Origin of the sequence: Pseudomonas moorei (assembly GCF_042846945.1) — a bacterium.
In the GTDB taxonomy this organism is placed as follows: domain Bacteria; phylum Pseudomonadota; class Gammaproteobacteria; order Pseudomonadales; family Pseudomonadaceae; genus Aquipseudomonas; species Aquipseudomonas moorei.
This window is the reverse complement of sequence record NZ_AP035776.1, coordinates 183,045-203,480: the sequence shown is the minus strand read 5'-3', so window position 1 is coordinate 203,480 and position 20,436 is coordinate 183,045. Positions and strand designations below refer to the sequence as shown.

Annotated in this window: 17 protein-coding genes; 6 read left to right on the top strand and 11 right to left on the bottom strand. The window is 60.2% G+C overall.

Annotated elements, in window-relative coordinates:
- Position 1: 1 nt before the first annotated feature.
- The 8 genes from ACGJAX_RS00970 to yaaA all read right to left on the bottom strand — a co-directional run bounded on the left by ACGJAX_RS00970 (position 2) and on the right by yaaA (position 11,804).
- On the bottom strand, positions 2 to 1,450 hold the full coding sequence (locus ACGJAX_RS00970; protein ID WP_390957213.1) for an alginate O-acetyltransferase AlgX-related protein: 1,449 nt from the start codon (positions 1,448 to 1,450) through the stop codon (positions 2 to 4).
- A gap of 10 nt (positions 1,451 to 1,460) precedes the next feature.
- Positions 1,461 to 3,059 carry a mannuronan 5-epimerase AlgG gene (gene algG / locus ACGJAX_RS00965; protein WP_248916855.1) on the bottom strand — a complete coding sequence of 533 codons (1,599 nt, stop codon included), beginning with the start codon at positions 3,057 to 3,059 and terminating at the stop codon, positions 1,461 to 1,463.
- Positions 3,060 to 3,085: 26 nt separating this feature from the next.
- A complete protein-coding gene (locus ACGJAX_RS00960) occupies positions 3,086 to 4,567 on the bottom strand; it encodes an alginate export family protein (protein ID WP_247256368.1) in 1,482 nt (493 codons plus the stop codon).
- On the bottom strand, positions 4,564 to 6,075 hold the full coding sequence (algK, locus tag ACGJAX_RS00955; protein WP_390957212.1) for an alginate biosynthesis TPR repeat lipoprotein AlgK: 1,512 nt from the start codon (positions 6,073 to 6,075) through the stop codon (positions 4,564 to 4,566). The genes ACGJAX_RS00960 and algK overlap by 4 nt, the downstream gene beginning before the upstream one ends.
- Before the next feature lie 9 nt (positions 6,076 to 6,084).
- Complete coding sequence (locus ACGJAX_RS00950; protein ID WP_390957211.1) at positions 6,085 to 7,254, bottom strand: PilZ domain-containing protein; 1,170 nt, start codon at positions 7,252 to 7,254, stop codon at positions 6,085 to 6,087.
- Between the two features lie 35 nt (positions 7,255 to 7,289).
- Positions 7,290 to 8,771, bottom strand: coding sequence for a mannuronan synthase (gene alg8 / locus ACGJAX_RS00945; RefSeq protein WP_090324989.1), 1,482 nt, complete (start codon positions 8,769 to 8,771; stop codon positions 7,290 to 7,292).
- Between the two features lie 114 nt (positions 8,772 to 8,885).
- A complete protein-coding gene (locus tag ACGJAX_RS00940) occupies positions 8,886 to 10,202 on the bottom strand; it encodes a nucleotide sugar dehydrogenase (protein WP_390957210.1) in 1,317 nt (438 codons plus the stop codon).
- An 822-nt stretch (positions 10,203 to 11,024) separates the two neighbouring features.
- A complete protein-coding gene (gene yaaA / locus ACGJAX_RS00935; RefSeq protein ID WP_390957209.1) occupies positions 11,025 to 11,804 on the bottom strand; it encodes a peroxide stress protein YaaA in 780 nt (259 codons plus the stop codon).
- 188 nt (positions 11,805 to 11,992) lie between these two features.
- Here yaaA and ACGJAX_RS00930 point away from each other — a divergent pair, with 188 nt between their 5' ends.
- From ACGJAX_RS00930 to ACGJAX_RS00905, 6 genes are all read left to right on the top strand, one after another.
- Positions 11,993 to 13,117, top strand: coding sequence for a polysaccharide deacetylase family protein (locus tag ACGJAX_RS00930; RefSeq protein WP_247256372.1), 1,125 nt, complete (start codon positions 11,993 to 11,995; stop codon positions 13,115 to 13,117).
- 358 nt (positions 13,118 to 13,475) lie between these two features.
- Entirely contained in the window at positions 13,476 to 14,870 is a 1,395-nt protein-coding gene (locus ACGJAX_RS00925) for a PhoH family protein (RefSeq protein ID WP_056854495.1), read from the top strand.
- 247 nt (positions 14,871 to 15,117) lie between these two features.
- On the top strand, positions 15,118 to 15,591 hold the full coding sequence (moaC, locus tag ACGJAX_RS00920) for a cyclic pyranopterin monophosphate synthase MoaC (RefSeq protein ID WP_046820460.1): 474 nt from the start codon (positions 15,118 to 15,120) through the stop codon (positions 15,589 to 15,591).
- Entirely contained in the window at positions 15,588 to 15,830 is a 243-nt protein-coding gene (gene moaD / locus ACGJAX_RS00915; RefSeq protein WP_090324982.1) for a molybdopterin converting factor subunit 1, read from the top strand. The genes moaC and moaD overlap by 4 nt, the downstream gene beginning before the upstream one ends.
- A gap of 3 nt (positions 15,831 to 15,833) precedes the next feature.
- Positions 15,834 to 16,286 carry a molybdopterin synthase catalytic subunit MoaE gene (gene moaE, locus ACGJAX_RS00910; RefSeq protein WP_090324980.1) on the top strand — a complete coding sequence of 151 codons (453 nt, stop codon included), beginning with the start codon at positions 15,834 to 15,836 and terminating at the stop codon, positions 16,284 to 16,286.
- A 290-nt stretch (positions 16,287 to 16,576) separates the two neighbouring features.
- A complete protein-coding gene (locus tag ACGJAX_RS00905) occupies positions 16,577 to 17,353 on the top strand; it encodes an ABC transporter substrate-binding protein (RefSeq protein WP_090324979.1) in 777 nt (258 codons plus the stop codon).
- 123 nt (positions 17,354 to 17,476) lie between these two features.
- Here ACGJAX_RS00905 and ACGJAX_RS00900 read toward each other — a convergent pair whose 3' ends face one another.
- The 3 genes from ACGJAX_RS00900 to ACGJAX_RS00890 form a co-directional block, all read right to left on the bottom strand.
- On the bottom strand, positions 17,477 to 18,118 hold the full coding sequence (locus ACGJAX_RS00900) for a PAS domain-containing protein (RefSeq protein ID WP_390957208.1): 642 nt from the start codon (positions 18,116 to 18,118) through the stop codon (positions 17,477 to 17,479).
- Positions 18,119 to 18,208: 90 nt separating this feature from the next.
- Positions 18,209 to 19,336: an FAD-dependent oxidoreductase gene (locus tag ACGJAX_RS00895; protein WP_390957207.1), complete on the bottom strand. Its 1,128-nt coding sequence runs from the start codon at positions 19,334 to 19,336 to the stop codon at positions 18,209 to 18,211.
- 144 nt (positions 19,337 to 19,480) lie between these two features.
- Positions 19,481 to 20,428 (bottom strand): ornithine cyclodeaminase family protein, encoded by a 948-nt coding sequence (locus ACGJAX_RS00890; RefSeq protein WP_090324974.1) that lies wholly within the window; start codon positions 20,426 to 20,428, stop codon positions 19,481 to 19,483.
- Between the last annotated feature and the right edge of the window lie 8 nt (positions 20,429 to 20,436).

The following is a 20,436-nucleotide window of genomic DNA, read 5'->3' as shown; positions in this document are numbered from 1 at the left end:
CTCATTGCCCGGCCTGAGCGGTACGTTGCTCAGCGCTCGGGAATACGTTGCGTTTGCAGATTTTCGCTTCGACTTTCTGTGGCGCGGCACCCGCTTCAGGGCCCTGGACTTCGACGGCCAGCAAGTTCTGCGAGGCCCAGTCTTCGTCCGTGCGCAACTCAAAGGCGAAACGCCCGTCGGTCTCGGAGGTTTCCGGTTTGTCGATCTTGATGTCCTCGTGGCGCCCGTTCATGTACCAGAGGGTGGCTTGCAGGGTTTTCACCGACGTGTCGGCGAAGCGGATGTCGACCTGATGACTGCTGTTTTGCAGGTTCAGGTTTTTGCTGTTGACCATCAGTTCGTTCTTGCCCGGCTTCAGGGTGGTGCTGCCGGACATCTGTGCTTCCTTGCCTTCGCAACCGTTGTCCAGCAGCGCCATCATCTGGCGGTAGATGGTTTCCTGGTCGAGGCGATACAGCGGCGAGAATTCCCAGATGAGAATTTTCGGCGGGTTCTTCTGGAACTCTTCGCTGCCCAGGTACTGCAGCATCGAGCCTTCCAGGCCGCCGCCGGGGAACGCCACGTTGAGAATGTCGGCGCCGATGGCCTCTTCGAGGAAACCGGCGAAGTTGTAGTTCTTGCCACTGTGACTGGTGCCGACCAGGGTGATTTGCGGATTGCCGGAATCGCCGAACAGATCGCCATCGCCCGCTTCGCCTTTGGGTTCGGTGGTGAATTGATCCATGTACTGGATCGCGTAACTGGTGCCACAGAGTTGACCGGCCATGTTGTGCAATGTTCCGGTCTTGCCCATGCGACCCGACTTATGGGTCTCGAACTCACGCTTGGGAATGCCGGCGAACTCGGGCATTTGCTTGATTTTCTCGGCGACGATTTTCGCCGTGCGCTGGGCACCGTAAGGCGTCCAGTGCTGGTCGCCGCGGAAGTAGAAGTCGTGGGCGGGCAGGGTGTCGGGCAACGATTCGTTGGTCAGTGGCGACAGGTCCGGCACCACGTAGCCCATGGCGGCGAAACGGCCGAGCATGGTCTTGTAGTTTCTCAGTGCCTTGTCGAAATCGAAGCTGGCTTTTTCCGCCGGGTTCAATTTGTTGCGGTTCACCAGGCCACGGGTCGGCTGGTAGACCACCACCAGTTCCACGCCTTTGCTCTTGAACGCATCGTGCAGTTGCTTCATGCGTTTGTAGCCGGCGGGCGTGGTGTCGAATTCGGTGCGCAGGTCTTCCTGGGTCCGGAACAACCAGTCGCCCTGAGCCTGTACCAGCGTGGTGAAGTTCTGCTGATAGCGCGTGGTGTAGTTCTTCGCGTCATGGGCGGCCGGGCACAGGTTGCAGCACGGTTCGGCGGTGTAAGTGGGCGCCTTGGGTTCGTCGGCACGGGCACCGCTGGCGGCCGCCAGAATCCCGAGTGTCAGGCCCGACAGGCTGAGTAATTTGATCAAGTGTGGGTGCATAAAATTATCCTCAGTCCTGCATTTCGGTCTGGCGTTCGACAGGGTCGATCAGCACGGCTTTCTGCTGGCGCACCAGCAGGTCGAGAATTTCATCCTGGCGCTCGCCGAGAATCCCCGAGAAGCTGATGCCGCTGGATTTGGTCGGTGCGAGCATGGACACGCGGTACAGCTCGACGCTCAGCGGCGAGTCGATGGACAGCGGCCCGCTGCCATTGCCCGCCAGTTCACCGCCGACCACGATCAGCGACACCTGGGCGTCGAACGGATCGAGCTTGATGTCGCGGTCGGTGTTGGTCAGGTCCTTGATGTGGCCGTAGACGCCGGTCAGGCCGTTGGCCATGGCGACGTTTTCGTAGAGGCGGATGTTCACGCTGTTACGAATGCGGATGCCGTGGCGCCGGTTGCTGATCACCTTGTTGCCCCACAACAGGTTGTCGGCACTCTCGTAGAGGGTGATGCCGTCGGTGTGGTTCTGGTAGATCTCGTTGTGGGCGATCAGGTTGTTCACGCTGTTACGGTCGATCACCAGGCCCGAGAGGTGGTTGTCGTAGCTGCGGTTGTTGAAGATGAAGCTGTCGTTGACCTCACGGGAAATAATGATCCCGTGCTTCTTCCTGGTCCCGTGCACCCTGTTGTCGGCAATGATCAGGCCGTGGGAACGGTCGTGCGGGTCAATGCCGTAGACGATGTTGTCTTTGTAGGTGTTGCCCTTGACCACGAAGTCGCGGGTTTCGTAGCAGTAGAAGCCGTACCACATGTCCGAGAACTCGGAACCGACGATCCAGCCGGTCGGCTCGGGACGCTTGAGCACCTTGGCCATGTTCGGCGTGTATTGGGAAATACTCACGCCGTAGGACTTACTGTTGGCGTAACCGAAACTGGCGATCTTGCTGTTGGCGATGTAGGTCTCGGTGCCGCCCCAGGACAGCAGGAACGGCCGGAATTCCTTCGGCGAAGTGAACGTCGCCGGACCGTTGTCCTTTTCGCGCCAGCCGGTGATTTTGGTATCACGCACGAACAACTGGCCGTCGTTGACCAGGAACGAACCGGCTTCTTGCGACAGGCGCAGCTCCTGGGTCTGCTTGTCGATTTCCAGGATGCCGTGACGACCGACCACGATCGGCAACCGGGCGAGGAACACACCCGGCGCGGTTTCGATGACGTACTTGGGCAGCTTTTTCGCCACGTCCTTGAGGTTCATGTAGCCGTCGTCGACGAAGATCGCCTGGGGGATGCCGTGCTGACGCACCACCCATTCGGCCATTTTGTTGTCGCCGCCGATGAAGTCCTTCAGGGCGTCTTCCTGCATCATCCGGCGCACGCTGATCTTGCCGGCCTTGCTGCGCACGATTTTCGCGGCGATGGCTTCGGCGGTGTAGCCGGAGATGTCCGGCAATTTCGGCGTGGCCAGTTCCAGCGGCGCGGTCGGTGCGCTGCTGACGGTGTAGGTCTTGGCCTGTTGCAGTTCCTTGGCCAGGGTGGCCGGCTTGCCTGGTTGAGGGGCCGCCGGTTCGACTTTGGCCGGCTCCACATTGGCGAAGGCAGCCGCACTGGCCAGCAGCATCGCGCCAGCCAGCAAGGTCAACGAACCTTTCTTGGCATTGTTCATGTCGGGGACTCCCTTCGCGGTGTGCATCAGAAGCGCCAGATCACGTCGATGAACGCGCGGTGCATGTACGAATCAACCTGGCTGCCGTAGGCATCGCCGGGCTTGAACACGCCGCCACGGAAGCGCACCAGGGCCGAAGGCTCGTCGATCTTCTGGCTCAATGCCGCTGGCAACAGACCCTGTTTGAAGTACTTGGTGACCACCAGGTCCATTTCCTGACCCATGTCTTTCTCGCCATCGTTCAGCGGCAGCGAGGTGCTGGAGAGCACGGCGCCGGTGACGTCGTCGGTGGTGTTCTGCACCGCATCGATGCCGTTGCTGCCGACCGGCTTGTTGCCGTCGACACGCCAGAACTTGTGGTAGATCAGGCTGGCGTCGTACTCATCGTTGAGCATCCATGAACCAAACAGCGTGGCGGTTTGCAGGTTGTTCATTTCGCCACGGAAGGCTTCGCCGAAACGGTGGACCCGCGAGCGTGTGCCGGTGTAGTTCGAACGGTTGCTTTCCAGACCGTTCTGTTCGTAATCGGCGCTGGCCCGGGCGTAGGCCGCACCGACTTGCCATTGCGGATCGAGGCGCAGGCGCACGCCCAGGTCGGTGGCCCAGCCGTTGACATCGCCGCTTTGCTTGGGTTGCGCGGGCACAGTGCCATCGGCGTTCAGCGGGTTGACCGTATCGCGGTCGCCGCTCATGCCGGTGACGCTGCCCCAGTAATTGACCGTGTTGGTGTTGCGCCAGTTATAGGCATCACTGTTGGCCTGGAGGCCGATCCAGCTGATGTCGCCGTTCTGTTTTTTGTCCAGCGAGTCGCTGGGCACACCCGGTTGCGGATAGTCGAGCTTACCGTCGTCGTGGGTGTGATGACCGCGAATGCCGACCCACTGACCCGGTGTCCACTGGTACTCGGCCTCGGCGTAAGCGTGCAGGCGATCCTTGTCCTTGGGCGCCAGCTCTTTCAAGTCCGTGCGGTACTCGCTGAAGCGTTCGGCGACACCGGCATTGGCGCGCAACAGGGTGGTGTCGAAGGTCCAGTTCAGGGCTTCGATGTTGGTGTCGCGCCATTGTCCGTCGTCGTTGTGCAGGCGCTGGCGACCGAATTTGAGGATCTCGCCGGGGTAGGGCGTGAAGCCGCTGTAGCCGACCCAGAACTCGCGCATCGCCAGGTAGTTCTTCTTGGTCTGGCGATCATTGTTGCTGGTGTTCTCGGTGCCTTCGGACTGTTGCAGGGTGTCGGTTTCGATGATGTCCGTGGCCGTCACGGCCTGACCCATGGCGTAGGCGCTCCACGCGCCGCTTTCGCCATAGACCCAGGGACGCAGGTCGAGACCGACACCGTTGACGTCGCCGCCGGGCCGGGTGCCGAGGTCGCGGTCGTCTTCGGACTGGCCGGTGATTTTCACTTCGAGGCCGAAGTTCTTGGTTTCGGTGATCGCCGCCAGTGTCGGGCAGGACCAGATCAGCGCGAATGTCAGGCCAATGCCGGCCTTCATGAATGGATTGAGCTTCATAGGGATTCCTCGCCGTCCTCTTCTTGCAGGGCGTGCAGTTGCAGCGTGTTCTGGCTCAAGGCACCACGAGTCGCCTGTTCCTGTTTCAACAGTCGTTGGGCCTCGGCAAGCTGCGCGGGCGGCAGTTGGGCTTCGAGTGTTTGCGCAAGCTCGGTGGCTTGCGGGGTGTTCTGGACCTTGGCCAATTGGCTGAAGACATAGGCATTGAGCGGGTCAGGCTTGGTGCCCTTGCCCTGGGAAAACAATTGGGCGATGGCGAAGTCGGCGCTGTTCTGACCGTTGCGCGCCGCAGTCAGCAGGTGATCGAGGGCCTTCTGTGGATAAACCTTGCCCAGGTAGCCCCGGCGATAGATCTGGCCGAGGTAATAATCGGCGGCGACTTCGCGGCCGACGGCTTTCTGGAAGTGTTCTTCGGCGACCTTGGCGTCAGCCGGGACCATCTTGCCTTCGTAGTAGAGCTTGCCCAGCAGCAGTTCAGCGCGTGGCTGGTCGGCGGCGCGACCGTTGTCCAGGTACTTCATCATCTGGTCGACATCGCCCAGTTCGGGGAAGTCGTAGAGCAACTGCGCGAGGGTGACCCACGACGCCGGGTAGCCTGGAGCAATGGGTTCGAGCAGCGACTGCGCGGTTTTTTCGTCAGGCGTGCCAAGGGTCGAATCAGCGAGCACACGGGCCACACTGTCAACCCGTTGCGCCGAAACCGCGCCGCGAGCGTGGGCGGCTTGCAGCTGCTTGATCAGTTCGGCTTGCTGCTCAGGCTTGGCCTGTTTCTGATAGACCGTGGCCAGCTCGACGTAGCAGATGTCGGTGGTGTTCAACGCGGCTTTGCAGATCGTTGCCACTTCGTCCAGGTGCTGGTCGTAAGTGCCCTGGGTGCGGTAGAGCAGCACCTGCGCCAGACCCGCTTCCGGTTTGCCTTCGGCGCGCCATTGGCTGATTTGCTGCTGGGCATTCACGTTGGGGAAGCTGTGCGGGTATTGCAGGTACAGCATGGCCAACGGGATCAACGTGTTGCCTTCGCCATTGGCGGCGGCTTTTTTCAGCAGGCTTTCGGCTTCGTGATGCTCGGCTTCGGTGGAGCCGGGTTTGGCCACCAGCAGGCGACCGAGGCGCGCCTGTGCCCGTGGCGATACATCGGCGGCGGCGCGATAGGTCGCCTCGGCCTGTTTGATCTGATCGGGGTCGCGGCTGTCGACCTGAATGTCAGCCAGCCCGACTTGCGCCTCGCTGTAGCCCAGGTCCGCCAGCGCGCGGTAGTTTTGCGCCGCGGTGGTGGTGTCGCCACGCTTGAGGGCTTCGTTGGCCAGGCGCTGGTCGGGCAGGCCGGCACAGCCGGCGAGGCTGACTGCCAATGCCAGCGAACACACCACCAAGCCACTGTGGGAGCTGGCTTGCCAGCGATTCGCTTGACGCGGTTCGTCAGAAACACCGCATTGATCCAATCGCTGGCAAGCCAGCTCCCACAGGGATCTCGGTGTTCTCAGAAGACTGATGATCGTCACAGGCATGTCCTCCGCTTAAAGACCAGCGGCCATGGCTTTGTCGATCAGCCAGTTCAGGTTCGGGCCACGGTCGCTGCTCACTTCCACCGGGCGGCCGGCGAGGGTGGTGTCCAGGGCTTCGTCCGGCTGGATCAGGACGCGAATGTCAGACGACAGGTCGGCGCTTTTCAGGCTGGTGCTGCTGACGATCTTGCCAGTGCGGGATTTGTCTTCGCCGGCGATCTGGAAGCGCACCGCAGTGCCTGGCAGCACGTCGCTGAACTGGCGATAGGAGAAGCGCGCTTCAACGTTGGCTTCGCTGTTGCGTGGCACCAGTTGGAAGATCACGTCGCCTTTGCTGGCGTACTGACCGTTGGCGACCATTTGCTGGGCCAGGGTGCAATCGCACGGCGAAGTCAGGGTGCCGGTCATTTGCTTGCCGAACAGCTCTTCGACCTTGGCCGGTGTCAGTTGATCGTCTTCCAGATGGCCCTTGAGCACGTCGAGCATGCTGGTGCTGAAGGTTGCCAGCGGTGCGCCTTTGGCGGCCACGCCATCGGGTTTCAGCAGGCTCTGTACGGTACCGTCGCGGGGCATGGTGATGCTCACGCCGGGCACGCTGACCAGACCGGCCTGAGCGTGGCTGACGAAGTACATGCCATACACCGACTTGAAAATGAACCCGAACGCGGCCAGGCCAACCACGAAAATCCCCAGGCTGAAGGTCACGGCTTTCATGCGCCCGAACGCGGACATGCCGTGGCCGCCGTCCTTGATCTTGCGTGCCTTGGTGAAGTTGTCACGCTGCAGCGTCGCCAGCACTTCGCCGATGCTGACGATGTCGCCGGCCAGGTGCGAGGTGATCAGGTGGCGCAGGGTCGAGATATCTTGTTGTTCCAGATTCTGGAACTGGCAACCGGCACGACCGGTCTGGCGATCGAAGGAGCGAACCTGCAACTCGACGTCCATGGCCAGGCCGAGGTTGTCGATCACGAATTGCAGGCGGGCCTTGTACACATCGCCGGCCTTGAGCGGCAGCTGGCCGGCGTTGAAGGCCAGGCCACCGGCGGAGAGGTCGAGCACTCGCGCTTCGACCGGCGTGCGGTCGGGACCGAAGAAGCGCAGCTTGGCCGGAATTTTCACTCGGGCGTGTTGGCGCTGGGCTTCGGATTCATGCACTACGTTGGCGTTGACGGCGGTATTCATAGGGGCGGTTTCCTTGTTAATTCAGGCGAGTTCGGTCAGACCATCAACAGCAGCACGGCGACGAAAATGCTGCCGGCAGAGAAGGTCATGGTCCGAGACGACCAGGTGTTGAACCAACGTTGAAAGCTGGCGAGATCACGGGTCAGAGAAGTGGGCTGGCGAGTCCAGGACTGTTGGTCGAGGCGGAAGAACACGTAGATCTTCACCAGCGCACCGACGATCTGGTTGTAATAGAGAATCGCCGGGTAGGCCGGCCCGATCCGGTGACCGGAGCAGGACAGCAGCAGGGTCAGGATCAGGCGAGTGATACCGATCCACAGCAGGTAAACCAGGATGAACGCGGTGCCGTATTTGAAGCTGGCGATCATGGCGACGGTCAGGCCGAGCAACGAGGTCCACATCGACACGCGCTGGTCGAACAGGACCACCGAGGTGAACAGGCCGAGGCGCTTGATCCCCAGGCCCAGGGCGCGGGAATTCTGCCGCAGGTTGTTGCCGTACCAGCGGAACATCAGTTTGCGACTGGCCTTGATGAAGCTCTTTTCCGGCGGGTGTTCAACGGTGTGGATCGCGGCGTCGGGCACGTAGAAGGTGTCGTAGCCCAGGCGCATGAGGCTGAACCAGCTCGACTTGTCGTCACCGGTGAGGAACTTGAAACGACCCAGGCGCCAGTGTTGCAGCGAGTCGCTTTCCACGTCGGCGATGAAGTCCGGGTTTGTCACGACGCTGGCGCGGAATACCGACATGCGCCCGGTCATGGTCAACACGCGCTTGGACAGGGCCATCGAGCACATGTTGATGTGACGCTGGGCGAAGCGCAGCTTGTGCCATTCGCTCATGATGTAGCCGCCACGCACTTCGCAGAACTCGTTGGTGGTCAGGCCGCCGACGTTGCCGAACAGCTGGAACCACGGCACGGTCTTGAGCACCACACCCTCCGCGAGCACGGTGTCGCCATCGATCACGGCTACCACCGCACGGTCATCCGGCAGGTGACGGGAGATGGCGCGGAAGCCGTATGCCAGGCCGTCACGCTTGCCGGTGCCGGGAATGCGCACGAAGTCGAGCTTGACCCGGGCCGGTGGATTCATCCGGTTCCACAGGCTTTTCACCAGCAGCTCATCGGACATTTCCACGATGGAGCAGACCACGGTGGTCGGCAGGCCGCAGTCGATGGCTTCGCGGATCACTGAGCTGTAGACCTGCGCGGTGGTCAGGGCGTCGATGCGGAAACTGGTGACCATCAGAAAGACATGGGACGGGTCTGCCGCTTTACCGAGCTTGCGCACTTTGCGCCGCAGGTGCGGATAGACCACGTAGAGAAACAGCATGCCGCGCAGAAAATGCGTGGCCCCCATCGAGTAGCGCCAGATGCCGACGATACCGATCAGGAAAATGAAGTCCTTCGACTCGGAGTCGAACGTGGATACAGGCAACGCCAGGGCGATGCCCATCAATAAGCTTAGATAAAACAGCCAACCGGCGGCCTGGAGTAGGCCGTGCTTTAGCCTGTGCATAATCTGCATCCGTCTAGAGATTTCGGGTTAACGCAGGCGTACAAACCTGTAGGAGCGAGCTTGTCGAATCGTCGCACCGTCGCGATGGTCGCCAAGCTCGCTCCTACAGGGGGCTTACCAGCAGATGCCTTCGGTGCGGCCGCTGACGCTGGTGGCCTTGGACATGAAGCCGACCAGGTCGATCACCTGCTTGCCGTGCGGGACGTCCTGCGCCAGAGCGCGGAATTTCTCGTCACGGTTACCGAGGATGATCACGTCGGAGTTGTTGATCACGTCGTCGAAGTCGGAATTGAGCAAGGACGAGACGTGTGGGATCTTCGACTCGATGTAGTCCTTGTTCGCGCCATGAACACGGGCGTATTCGACGTTGCTGTCGTAGATGCTCAGGTCGTAGCCCTTGCCGATCAGCATTTCCGCCAGGTCAACCAGCGGGCTCTCGCGCAGGTCGTCGGTACCGGCCTTGAAGCTCAGGCCCAGCAGCGCGACTTTGCGTTTGTCGTGGCTGGATACGATGTCGAAGGCGTTCTGCACCTGGGACTCGTTACTGCGCATCAGCGAGTTGAGCAGCGGGGCTTCCACATCGAGGGAGCCGGCGCGGTAGGTCAGGGCGCGAACGTCTTTCGGCAGGCAGGAACCGCCGAAAGCGAAGCCTGGGCGCATGTAGTACTGGGACAGGTTCAGGGTCTTGTCCTGGCAGACCACGTCCATCACTTCGCGACCGTCGACGCCGACTGCCTTGGCGATGTTGCCGATCTCGTTGGCGAAGGTCACTTTGGTGGCATGCCAGACGTTGCAGGTGTACTTGATCATCTCGGCGACGGCGATGTCCTTGCGGATGATCGGTGCATCGAGCTCTTCGTACAGCGATTGCAGAACGTCACCCGAGGCCTTGTCGAACTCACCGATGACGGTCATTGGTGGCTGGTCGTAGTCGGCGATGGCGGTGCTTTCGCGCAGGAACTCAGGGTTCACGGCGACACCGAAATCGACACCGGCTTTCTTGCCCGAGCAGTCTTCGAGGATCGGGATGACCACGTTGGCCACGGTGCCAGGCAGCACGGTGCTGCGTACGACGATGGTGTGGCGGGTGCTCTTGTCACGCAGGACAAAACCGATTTCGCGGCACACGGCCTCGATGTAGTTCAGTTCCAGATCGCCGTTTTTCTTGCTCGGCGTGCCGACGCAGATCATTGACAGGTCGGTGTCGCGAATCGCCTCGGCGAAATTGGTCGTGCCGCGCAGACGGCCCGTCTGGATACCTTGTGCCAGAAGTTCGCCCAGGCCCGGTTCAACGATCGGCGATTTGCCGGCATTGATCATATCGATCTTGTCTTTGGCAACATCGACGCCGACAACGTCATGGCCCCGTGCAGACAGGCAACCGGCACACACTGCGCCGACGTAACCCAAACCAAATATGCTGATGCGCATCGCAATTACCTCTCTATTATCAAGCCTGTATTCATCAGGCCATTAGATGGCCGTAGTTAATGGTGTTTCAGCGGTCATAGTGCACTCGCAAGTGCGGCTTGCAGGCGCAACAATGCCGCGTTCTGGCATATAAGTTACGAGTGTCTAAATAAGTGCACTCAAGGTGTGCGTAACCAGGCCTTATTATTGTGACGTGCCCTGTTATGCAGCCGACCCCCTGTTGTCAGAGGATGACCGTGCAATCGTCTTGCGCGCTCAAAGCCAGGCTGGAAGCCTGTAAATCAAGCGGTTGGGTGCTCCATCGAGCACGCTTATAGGGGCGCTGCCATGGCCTTGTAGGGGATAGTCATAAACCGTTATCTCCTGTCCGTTGTGTGTTGCCCAAATCAGGGATTATTCAGCACAAGTTGATGTGACAACTTTGCTACATGGATCTCTGCTCTGCGTAAGTTATCTCGTACAAGCACTGTGAGAATCGTTACCGGTGGTATGAGCGGTGCATTCGGACATAGTTCCGATCCGCTGATCACGAATTCTGTAATTTCTTGAAATATTGAGAAAGATGGCACTGCTTTCATATTGATAGCACTTGCCGTTTCGCCCTTTATATATAGGCGATTTATTGGAGGGGATAGTTTTTTGCCACTACCGATAAAAATTTTCAGTGCCACTACTGAAAAAAATCGTAAAAGTCGAGTGAAACTAAAGTTATAAATCTGAATGATGTATTTTTGGCGCCATAAAAATGGCGAAAAAGCGAGGGAAGTGGGGTGATCTATGGGGGCGCATGACGAATTTGAGCGTCATGCGCCAAGCGGTGCTTCAGTCTGGAGCGTGATCGCGCAGGAACACCAGGTTGTCCGGTTTCGACTGCTCGGCGCTGTAACGATAGCCTTGCACGTCGAACTGTTTGAGGGCGGCCGGGTCGTTGATGCGTTCTTCAATCACGAAGCGACTCATCATGCCGCGCGCCTTTTTCGCGTAGAAGCTGATGATTTTGTACTGGCCGTTCTTCAGGTCCTTGAACTCGGTATTGATGATGCGCGCGTTCAGGGCATTGCGTTTGACCGCCGAGAAATACTCGTTCGAGGCCAGATTCAGCAGCACGTCATCACCCTGGTCGGCCAGGGCTTCGTTCAACCATTCGCTGATCCGCGTGCCCCAGAAGGCATACAGATCCTTGCCCCGGGCATTGGCCAGTTTGGTGCCCATTTCCAGGCGGTACGGTTGCATCAGGTCCAGCGGGCGCAGCAAGCCGTACAGGCCGGAGAGCATGCGCAGATGTTGTTGGGCGTAATCGAAATCGGCTTCGCTGAAGGTTTGTGCATTGAGGCCGGTATAAACGTCGCCCTTGAACGCCAGCAAGGCCTGTTTGGCGTTTTCAGGGGTGAACGCGGGCGTCCAGCTGCCGAAACGCGCGGCGTTGAGCCCGCCGATCTTGTCGGAGACGTGCATCAGCTCGCTGATTTGCGCCGGTGTCAGCTCGCGCAATTGCTGGATCAGCTCCTGGGAATGGTCCAGGTATTGCGGTTGGGTAAAGCGCTGGGTCGCCGGCGGTGTTTCGTAATCGAGGGTCTTGGCGGGTGAAATCACCATCAGCATGAAGTCGTCTCCTTTAATCGTGGTGGCGATTCTAGGGGGTTGTCCTGGTTGACTCCAGCTATCAAGGTCATAGGTGATCGGTGGTTTGCCAGGATGGGCACCCTCGCCACAATGAGTTCGGCTTGGCTGCGGGTGTTGGGACGGGATCAGCTATAGTGCCGCGCGGGTTTTGTTATGGAGACATCTCATTGCGCTTTGTTTTTCTGTTTTCGGCCTGGCTCCTGAGCTTCGGGGTCTTGGCGGCGCCGGGTGAAGTGGCGACCCTTGATCGCAGCACCTGGCCTGAGCAACTCGGCAATCCGACGCTGTTCGACGTCGCCTCACGCGCTGAAATCCTGATGTTTGCCCATGTGCTGCTGACCAGCGAAGCCCTGGACGAACCGGCGCTCGCGCAGCGCCTGGGCTTGCGTACGGTCAACATGGCGTCGGTCAATCACGTGCGCCAGCGCCTGTGGCAGCGCCTGTTGAGCAACTACAACTACGCCCAGCAAAGCTGCGACCAGGATGCGTCTTTCTGTTTTCTGGTCGAGGACCTGCCTACCCTGCGCGAACAAGCCGCCAAGTTTCAGATCGGTGAGGACAGCTACTACATCAAGTGGGCCGAACCGAGTCGCCTGTTCCATGCCCAGTACCTGGACGAGCAATTGCGCAAGGCCGCGCTGTTTCCGCAAACCAGCAGCGAAGTCGATCGTTTTGGCGACTTTGAGCGCAATGGCGACGAGATGCACGACCGGCTGTTTCTGCTGACCTTCGACAGCGGCGCCAACGCCATGCCGGACAACACGACCTGGGTCACCGAGTACCTGCGCAAGTCGAACTTGAGCGGTACGTTCTTCGTGCTGGGCAAGGATATTCAGGCGCGTCTGGCGGAGCGTTCGGTGGCGAGCCTGCAGTCGACCTACTCCATGCAGTGCGTCGGCGTCCAGGGCTGGGAGTTCCGCTCCCACAGCCATTGGCAGGACTGGCAGGATTCGATACGGCGCAGCGTCGAACTGGTCAAAAACAAGCTGCCGGAGAACTACGTGCCGTTGTTTCGTCCGCCCGACGGTCAGCGCCGTTCCGATGCCGAAGGCTTCTTCAAGTCTCAGGGGGTGCGGGTGGCGTTGTGGGACATCGATGCCCAGGACGGCGCCGGCAAGCTCAAGGCCACCCAGAGCGCGCAGCGGGTGCTGACCCTGATGCTGCTGTGGCGCCATGGGGTGATCAATTTCAATGTGAAACAGGATGGGGTGAAAACGGCGCTTCCCTGGCTGATTACGCAAACGGCGCAGAGCGGGATCGGTTGGGAGGACTGCCAGAGCGGTTTCCAATGACAAAGCCGACGCGGCTTCGCTGGAAACGGGAAATGCCCGTAAACATTGGGCGAAGGGCGATTTTGGGAGGGATTTCGATGCAGGCGGACTTCCGACTTTAAACGGGTGATGGCAGTCCGCCAAGTGCTATTGGTCATTCTGAAAAATAAACTTCAAAAAAGCGTCAAAGTGCTTTTTTCTGTCATGTGTTTTGGAGTATTACGAAGACAGACCGCCGAAACCTGCAACACAGGTGGCGTCTTCCAAGACCCGTTTGTTTGCAGTCACTTGGATCTCCGCAGGTGAGATTCGGCGGCCACTTCGAGGCGCAGCACCGCCAAGGTATTGCGTCGACTGGCTCCCACAAAGGTGACCGAGTATGGATGATCACGGACGTAGCTCTTCTTCCAACCAGCCAATCCTTTATGTACTCGATACCAATGTATTGATTCACGATCCAAACGCGCTCCTCAATTTCGAAGAACACCACGTTGCCATCCCGATGACCGTGCTTGAAGAGCTCGACAAGCTCAAGAGCGGGCATCACAGCGTTGCTGCCGAATGTCGCCAGGCCATTCGCCTGATCGACAAGACCCTGGGCGATGCCTCTCCCGAGGACGTCGAGCAGGGCGTGCCGATCCAGCGGGGCAAGAGCGGTCCGAAGGGCTTGCTGTCAATTCTGATGAGCAAGCGTGCCGAGCCGAACATCATTCTGCCCGAGCACCTGAACGACAACATCATCATCAACCAACTGATCGACCTGCACGCGCGCGATCCGAAACTGCCCGTGGTGCTGGTCACCAAAGACATCAACATGCGCCTCAAGGCCCGCGCTTGCGGGATCGCGGCCGAGGACTACAGCACCGACCAACTGGTCGACGACGTATCGCTGCTGCCAAACGGTTATCACAACATGACCGGCTCCTTCTGGGACCGTGTGAGCAAGGTCGAAACCCGTCAGGACCATGGCCGCACCTGGCACCAGGTGCAACTGATCGACAACCTGCCGGCCGTGCATATCAATGAGTTCATCATCGATGAGCAGGGCTTTGTCGGCTGGATCAAGGAGATCGAAGAAGACAAGCTGCTGATTCTGGACCTGCATCAGGAACCACTGTTGCATCAGGAAGCCTGGGGTCTGAAGCCACGGGACATCTATCAGAGCCTGGCGCTCTACGCCTTGCTGGATCCGGATATCCATCTGGTCAACCTGTCCGGTGCGGCCGGCTCGGGTAAAACCATCCTGGCGCTGGCAGCGGCGATCGAGCAGACCATGGTCAGCAAGCGTTACCGCCGGATCATTGCCACCCGCAGCGTGCAGGGCCTGGACCAGGAGATCGGCTTCCTGCCCGGTACCGAAGCGGAAAAAATGGAGCCTTGGCTGGGCGCGATCACCGACAACCTCGAAGCCTTGCACATGGATGACGAAAGCACCCATGGCAGCGTCGATTACATCCTCAGCAAAGTGCCGTTGCAGTTCAAATCCCTCAACTACATCCGGGGGCGCAGCTTCCAGCAGAGCCTGATCCTGATCGACGAGTGCCAGAACCTCACACCGCACCAGATGAAGACCATCATCACCCGTGCCGGTGCCGGCTCCAAAGTGGTGTGCCTGGGTAACCTGGCACAGATCGACACCCCATACCTGTCCGCGACCAGCTCCGGGCTGACCTACCTGACAGAACGCTTCAAGGATTTCCCGAACGGGGTGCACATCACCCTGCAAGGGGTGCCACGTTCGATCCTGGCCGAATACGCCGAATCGCATCTGTAACCTTTCAGCCAAAACCGGGCGGCCTCAAAAACCGCCCGGTTTTTTATGCCCGACACAATCTCCCTGTAGGAGCGAGCCTGCTCGCGAAAAACGCAGGGACAACGCGATCATTCAGGCAGTACGCGTTATCGTTGGCGTCCATCGCGAGCAGGCTCGCTCCTACAGGGGGCTGTGTGGGCCGATAATCGTGCGTGCGGAATTCTGACCCGCAGGTTTACAATCGACGCTCCTGATCAGGAGTAACCCCGTGCTGACTCATCTCGATTCCCAAGGTCGCGCCAACATGGTCGACGTCACCGAAAAAGCCGTGACGTTCCGTGAGGCGACGGCCCAAGCGCTGGTGCGCATGCTGCCCGAAACCCTGCAGATGATCGTCAGCGGCGGTCACCCCAAGGGTGATGTCTTCGCCGTGGCGCGCATTGCCGGCATTCAAGCGGCGAAGAAAACCAGCGACTTGATTCCCCTGTGCCACCCGCTGATGCTGACCGGCGTGAAAGTCGAGCTCAGTGCCGAGGGCGAGGACAGCGTGCGTATCGTCGCTCGCTGCAAACTGTCCGGGCAGACCGGCGTCGAGATGGAAGCCCTGACCGCCGCCAGTGTGGCAGCGCTGACCATCTACGACATGTGCAAGGCCGTCGATCGCGGCATGACCATCGAAAGCGTGCGCCTGCTGGAAAAGGTCGGCGGCAAGAGCGGGCATTTCCAGGCGGATCAGCCATGAATATCACGGTGAAATTTTTTGCCCGTTATCGCGAAGCGATTGGCGTGGATGCGCTGAAGGTCCAGGGCGATTTCGCCACTGTAGACGATGTGCGGGCGCTGCTGGCTCAGCGCGATGGCGCCGAAGTGCTAACCGAGCAAAACCTGATGTGCGCGCGCAACGAAGACCTCTGCCAGCTCGACGAGCCGGTGAGCGAGGGCGATGAAGTGGCGTTTTTTCCGACCGTGACCGGGGGCTGAGCCATGGCGATTCGCGTGCAGTCCACGGCGTTCGATCCGGGAGCCGAAGTCAACGCCATGCACGATGCCAATGTCGGCGTCGGCGCGGTGGTGAGTTTTGTCGGCTACGTGCGCGACTTCAATGACGGGCTCGACGTGGCCGGGATGTTCCTCGAGCACTATCCGGGCATGACCGAAAAAGCCCTCGGCAAGATTGCCAGCGAAGCCGGGCAGCGCTGGCCGCTGCTCAAGCTGGAAGTGCTGCATCGCATTGGCGCCCTGGAACCGGGCGAGCCCATCGTCTTTGTCGGCGCCGCCAGTGCGCACCGCCAGGCGGCGTTCGACGCCTGCGCCTTTGTCATGGACTACCTGAAAACCCGCGCACCGTTCTGGAAGAAAGAAAACACCAGCGACGGCCCGCGATGGGTGGAAGGGCGTGACAGTGATCATGCGGCGGCGGATCGCTGGAAGCATTAATTCCTGCGACTTCCTCGAGCAAGCCATCGCGAGCAGGCTCGCTCCCACAGTTGATCTGTGTCGTACGCAGACCCCCTGTGGGAGCGAGCCTGCTCGCGATGGCGTCATCTGCACCACCAAAAATGTTCTCGCCTCGCCACCCGACCACCGGCCGATACGGACTGCATTTGTCTGATTGACGGATAATACGTAAAAGTCCAATATGGAATTATAAGTACAAAAAAGGCTTTCCCTGTTTCAGCTCTTTCTTCTGTCTTGCCAAACCAACAACAACCCGCGAGAGAACGAACATGAAGAAGTTTCCCCTCATCACCGGTCTGGCCCTGAGCCTGTTGGCGTGCAGTAGCCTTTTTGCCGCCGAGAAAACCTTGCGCATCGGTATCGAGGCCGCTTACCCGCCGTTCGCTTCCAAAACCGATCAAGGCGAAATCGTCGGCTTCGACTACGACATCGGCAATGCCTTGTGCGCACAGATGAAGGTCAAGTGTGTGTGGGTTGAAGGCGAGTTCGACGGTCTGATTCCTTCCCTGAAAGTGAAGAAAATCGACATGGCGCTGTCGTCCATGACCATCAATGACGACCGCAAGAAGTCGGTGGATTTCACCCACAAGTACTACTTCACGTCATCGCGCCTGGTGATGAAGGAAGGTGCAGTGGTGGATGACCAGTACGCCAGCCTCAAAGGCAAGACGGTCGGCGTGCAGCGCGCCACCACCACGGACCGTTATGCCACCGAGGTGTTTGAGCCCAAAGGCATCATCGTCAAGCGTTACGGCAACAACGAAGAAATCTACATGGACCTGGCGGCCGGTCGCCTCGACGCCATTTTTGCCGACACCATTCCGCTCAATGACTTCCTGTCGATGCCGCGCGGTAAAGGCTACGCGTTTGTCGGGCCTGAGTTGAAGGACCCGAAATACGTCGGCGAGGGCGCCGGGATTGCCGTGCGCAAGGGTAATGCCGAGTTGGTCAGCGAACTGAACACCGCCATCGACGGCATTCGCGCCAATGGCGAGTATCAGAAGATTTCCGAGAAGTACTTCAAGTCGGATATTTACGGCGACTGATAGTCCGCTATCGCTGGCAAGCCCGCTCCCACATTGTCTGCGCCGTGCACAACGATGTGATCACCGCAGAACCTGTGGGAGCTGGCTTGCCAGCGATGAGGCCGGAACTGCCGATGCAGATCTCTAGCCCTTCAATTCCTTCAAATGCTTGTACACCGTCGCCCGTCCCATGTTCAGCACATTGGCCACGTAGTTCGAAGCGCTTTTGCCTTTGAAGGCCCCTTCGGCGTGCAGCGCCAGCACCAGCTCGCGTTTGTGGTCGCGGGTCAGCAGGTTCAGGCTCAGTTGCCGCTCGCGCAGCCAGTTATGCAGGAAGGTATTGATGCGCTCCTGCCAGTCGTCGCGAAACAGTGAGTCCGGTTGCGGAATCAGCTTGTTCGGCGACAGAAACAGGTCCAGCGCCGCCTTGGCATTTTCAAACAGCGAAATATTCAGGTTGATGCACAGGACCGCCAGCGGATGACCTTCGCGGTCGCGCAGGACGGTGCTCAAGCTGCGAATTTTCTGACCATCCCAATTGAGCTTTTCATACGGCCCGATATTTCGTTCGCTGACATCGTCGCTGAGCATGTCTTCAAGCGCCGAGTCGTCGCCGATCTCCCGTTTCGACAGGTTGTTGGCGATGTAATCGACCTTTTGCGTGCGCAAGTCGTGCAGCACCACTTCGGCTAGGGGAAAGAACAGCGTGGCGATGGCGTCGGCAATCGCCCGGAAGTTATCCAGGGACGCGTCGTTCAGGGCCGGGTCTTTTTCGGGGGCGTTCATACGTGGGGCTCCGGGCAGCTTCAGCGCCCCGAAAAACGGGGCTCTGAAAGTGTGCCGCAATCGTGTCGGCGCGTCACCTGAGGACGAAAATCAACCCAGGCGGGCAGGGGAGAGCATGTCGGCGTTCAAGCCGAAGCGCGTGAGTTGCTCGGGCAGGGCCTCGCCGCGCACCAGGGCGGCGCTGGCCTGGCCCATGGCGGGCGAAGTCTGGATGCCATAGCCGCCCTGTGCCGCCACCCAGAACAGGCCTGGCACCTGCGGGTCGAAACCGGATAACAGATCGCCGTCACTGACGAAGCTACGCAGACCGGCCCAGGTACGGGTCGGACGGCGGATGGTCAGGGTCGTGGCCTCTTCGATCTGGTAAATGCCCATGGCGATGTCCAGCTCTTCAGGCTGCACGTCATGGGGTTCTACCGGGTCGGCGTTGGCCGGCGAGCCGAGGAACATCCCGGCATCGGGTTTCATGTAGAAGGATTCGTCGAGGCTGACCAGCATCGGCCAGTGATGAATGTCCACGCCTTCGGGACCGGCAAAGATGAACGCCGCGCGCCGCTTGGGTTGCAGGCCCAGCGGTTTGGCGCCGGCCAGTTCGCCGATCTTGTCCGCCCAGGCGCCGGCGGCGTTGATGATGATCGGTGCGCTGAAGGTTTCAGTTTGGGTCTGTACGTGCCATACGCCTGCGGCATCGCGGCTCAGGCCCAGTACTTCGCAGTCTGTGTGGACTTGGCCTGTGTTGCGGCGGATACCGCGCAGATAGCCCTGATGCAGCGCGTCGGTGTCGATGTCGCTGGCGGTCGGGTCGAAGATAGCACCGTGGACTTTTTCCTGGCGCAGGATCGGCAGGCGGGCGCAGGCCTCCTCGGCGCTGAGCAATTGCATCTCGGGCACCGTGGCCTTGGCGCTCAGGTATTGATTGTTCAGCTCGGCCGGATCGCCGGTGAAGTCCACGGTCATCTCGCCGCGCGGGGTCAGTAGCGGATGCTCGCAGAAGCCGGCGGGTGGGGTGTCGAAAAACTCGCGGCTGGCCTGGGTCAATGCGCGAACCTGCGGCGTGCCATAAGCGGCGGTGTACAGCGCGGCCGAGCGACCGGTGGAGTGATAGGCCGGATGGGATTCGCGTTCGAGCACGACCACGCGCCCGTGCCGGGACAGCCAGAAGCCGGTGGAAGCGCCGGCAATCCCGCCGCCGATGATGATGAAGTCTGCGTGGCTCATGAACGTCTCCTGATGGGGCGTAAATGCCAATGATTTGAATGCTCTATGTGGGAGCGAGCCTGCTTGCGATGGTCTGTCAGACGACTCAGTGGTGCCTGATCCACCTTCGCGAGCAAGCTCGCTCCTACAAGGGGTTATGTGTTGTCAGGGCAGCAGGCGGTAGATGGCATTGGCCAGCGCGATGTCTTCCAGGCCCAGGCCGATGGAGCGGAAGTACACATGACGATCGTAGTCGGGGCGCTGCACCTTGCCGCTCAGCAGATCGGCCAGGTCGCCGACCAGCGCATTTTTATCCCAGCCGTGTTGCTCGCCGGCGATCAGCATCTCACCCGCCGAGCCGGGGGTGGTCAGACGGTAGTCGCAGAACACCTGCATGTCATTGAGGCTCTGTGGCGGTACTTCGTGGGCGCGCGGGGCGTTGGTGCTGATGGAGGTGATCAGCGCCGCTTTGCTCAGGCGGGACGGGTCGATCACCGGGCCGGCGGACGAGGTGCACAGCATGATCACGTCGGCATCGGCAATGGCGGCTTCACGGCTGTCGACGATGGTCAGGCGTGGGTCGAGGCTTGTGATCTGCGCCAGATCCTGCGGGCTGGCCTCGTTGAGGCCCGGGGCGTACAGGCTGATGGACTGCCAGTCGCGCAGGCCTTTGACGTAGTGCACGTGCGCCTGGGCGACTTTGCCGCCGCCGATGATCGCCAGGCGCGTGGCTTGTGGCGGCGCGAGGGCATCGATGGCGACGGCGGTGGTCGCGGCCGTCCGTGCGATGGTCAGTTCACCGGCGTCGCACAGCATCAGTGGCTGGCCGGTTTTCATCGACATCAGCAAGGTCCAGGCGGTCACCAGCGGGCCTTGTTCGCGCACGATGTACGGCGACGTCTTGACCCCGTACACGCCTTCTTCGGCCAGCACGCCCAGGTAGTTGATGAAGTCGCCGGCGCCCTGGGGAAACTCCACCAGTTGCTGCGCAGGTTGCACGGCCTGGCCGGCGGCGAGGTCGCGGAACAGCTTGCGCATGATTTGCGGTACGTCGACCTGGGCCAGCCATTCACGGGCCTGCGGTTGGGTGATCACGTGGGGGCTGTGGGTCATGGTGGCTC

Excerpts from the sequence above, each read along its gene's own strand:
- ACGJAX_RS00970 (WP_390957213.1), bottom strand. The coding sequence starts at position 1,450 with ATGCACCCACACTTGATCAAATTACTCAGCCTGTCGGGCCTGACACTC.
- algG (WP_248916855.1), bottom strand. The coding sequence starts at position 3,059 with ATGAACAATGCCAAGAAAGGTTCGTTGACCTTGCTGGCTGGCGCGATG.
- ACGJAX_RS00960 (WP_247256368.1), bottom strand. The coding sequence starts at position 4,567 with ATGAAGCTCAATCCATTCATGAAGGCCGGCATTGGCCTGACATTCGCG.
- algK (WP_390957212.1), bottom strand. The coding sequence starts at position 6,075 with ATGCCTGTGACGATCATCAGTCTTCTGAGAACACCGAGATCCCTGTGG.
- ACGJAX_RS00950 (WP_390957211.1), bottom strand. The coding sequence starts at position 7,254 with ATGAATACCGCCGTCAACGCCAACGTAGTGCATGAATCCGAAGCCCAG.
- alg8 (WP_090324989.1), bottom strand. The coding sequence starts at position 8,771 with ATGCACAGGCTAAAGCACGGCCTACTCCAGGCCGCCGGTTGGCTGTTT.
- ACGJAX_RS00940 (WP_390957210.1), bottom strand. The coding sequence starts at position 10,202 with ATGCGCATCAGCATATTTGGTTTGGGTTACGTCGGCGCAGTGTGTGCC.
- yaaA (WP_390957209.1), bottom strand. The coding sequence starts at position 11,804 with ATGCTGATGGTGATTTCACCCGCCAAGACCCTCGATTACGAAACACCG.
- ACGJAX_RS00925 (WP_056854495.1), top strand. The coding sequence starts at position 13,476 with ATGGATGATCACGGACGTAGCTCTTCTTCCAACCAGCCAATCCTTTAT.
- moaD (WP_090324982.1), top strand. The coding sequence starts at position 15,588 with ATGAATATCACGGTGAAATTTTTTGCCCGTTATCGCGAAGCGATTGGC.
- moaE (WP_090324980.1), top strand. The coding sequence starts at position 15,834 with ATGGCGATTCGCGTGCAGTCCACGGCGTTCGATCCGGGAGCCGAAGTC.
- ACGJAX_RS00905 (WP_090324979.1), top strand. The coding sequence starts at position 16,577 with ATGAAGAAGTTTCCCCTCATCACCGGTCTGGCCCTGAGCCTGTTGGCG.
- ACGJAX_RS00900 (WP_390957208.1), bottom strand. The coding sequence starts at position 18,118 with ATGAACGCCCCCGAAAAAGACCCGGCCCTGAACGACGCGTCCCTGGAT.
- ACGJAX_RS00895 (WP_390957207.1), bottom strand. The coding sequence starts at position 19,336 with ATGAGCCACGCAGACTTCATCATCATCGGCGGCGGGATTGCCGGCGCT.
- ACGJAX_RS00890 (WP_090324974.1), bottom strand. The coding sequence starts at position 20,428 with ATGACCCACAGCCCCCACGTGATCACCCAACCGCAGGCCCGTGAATGG.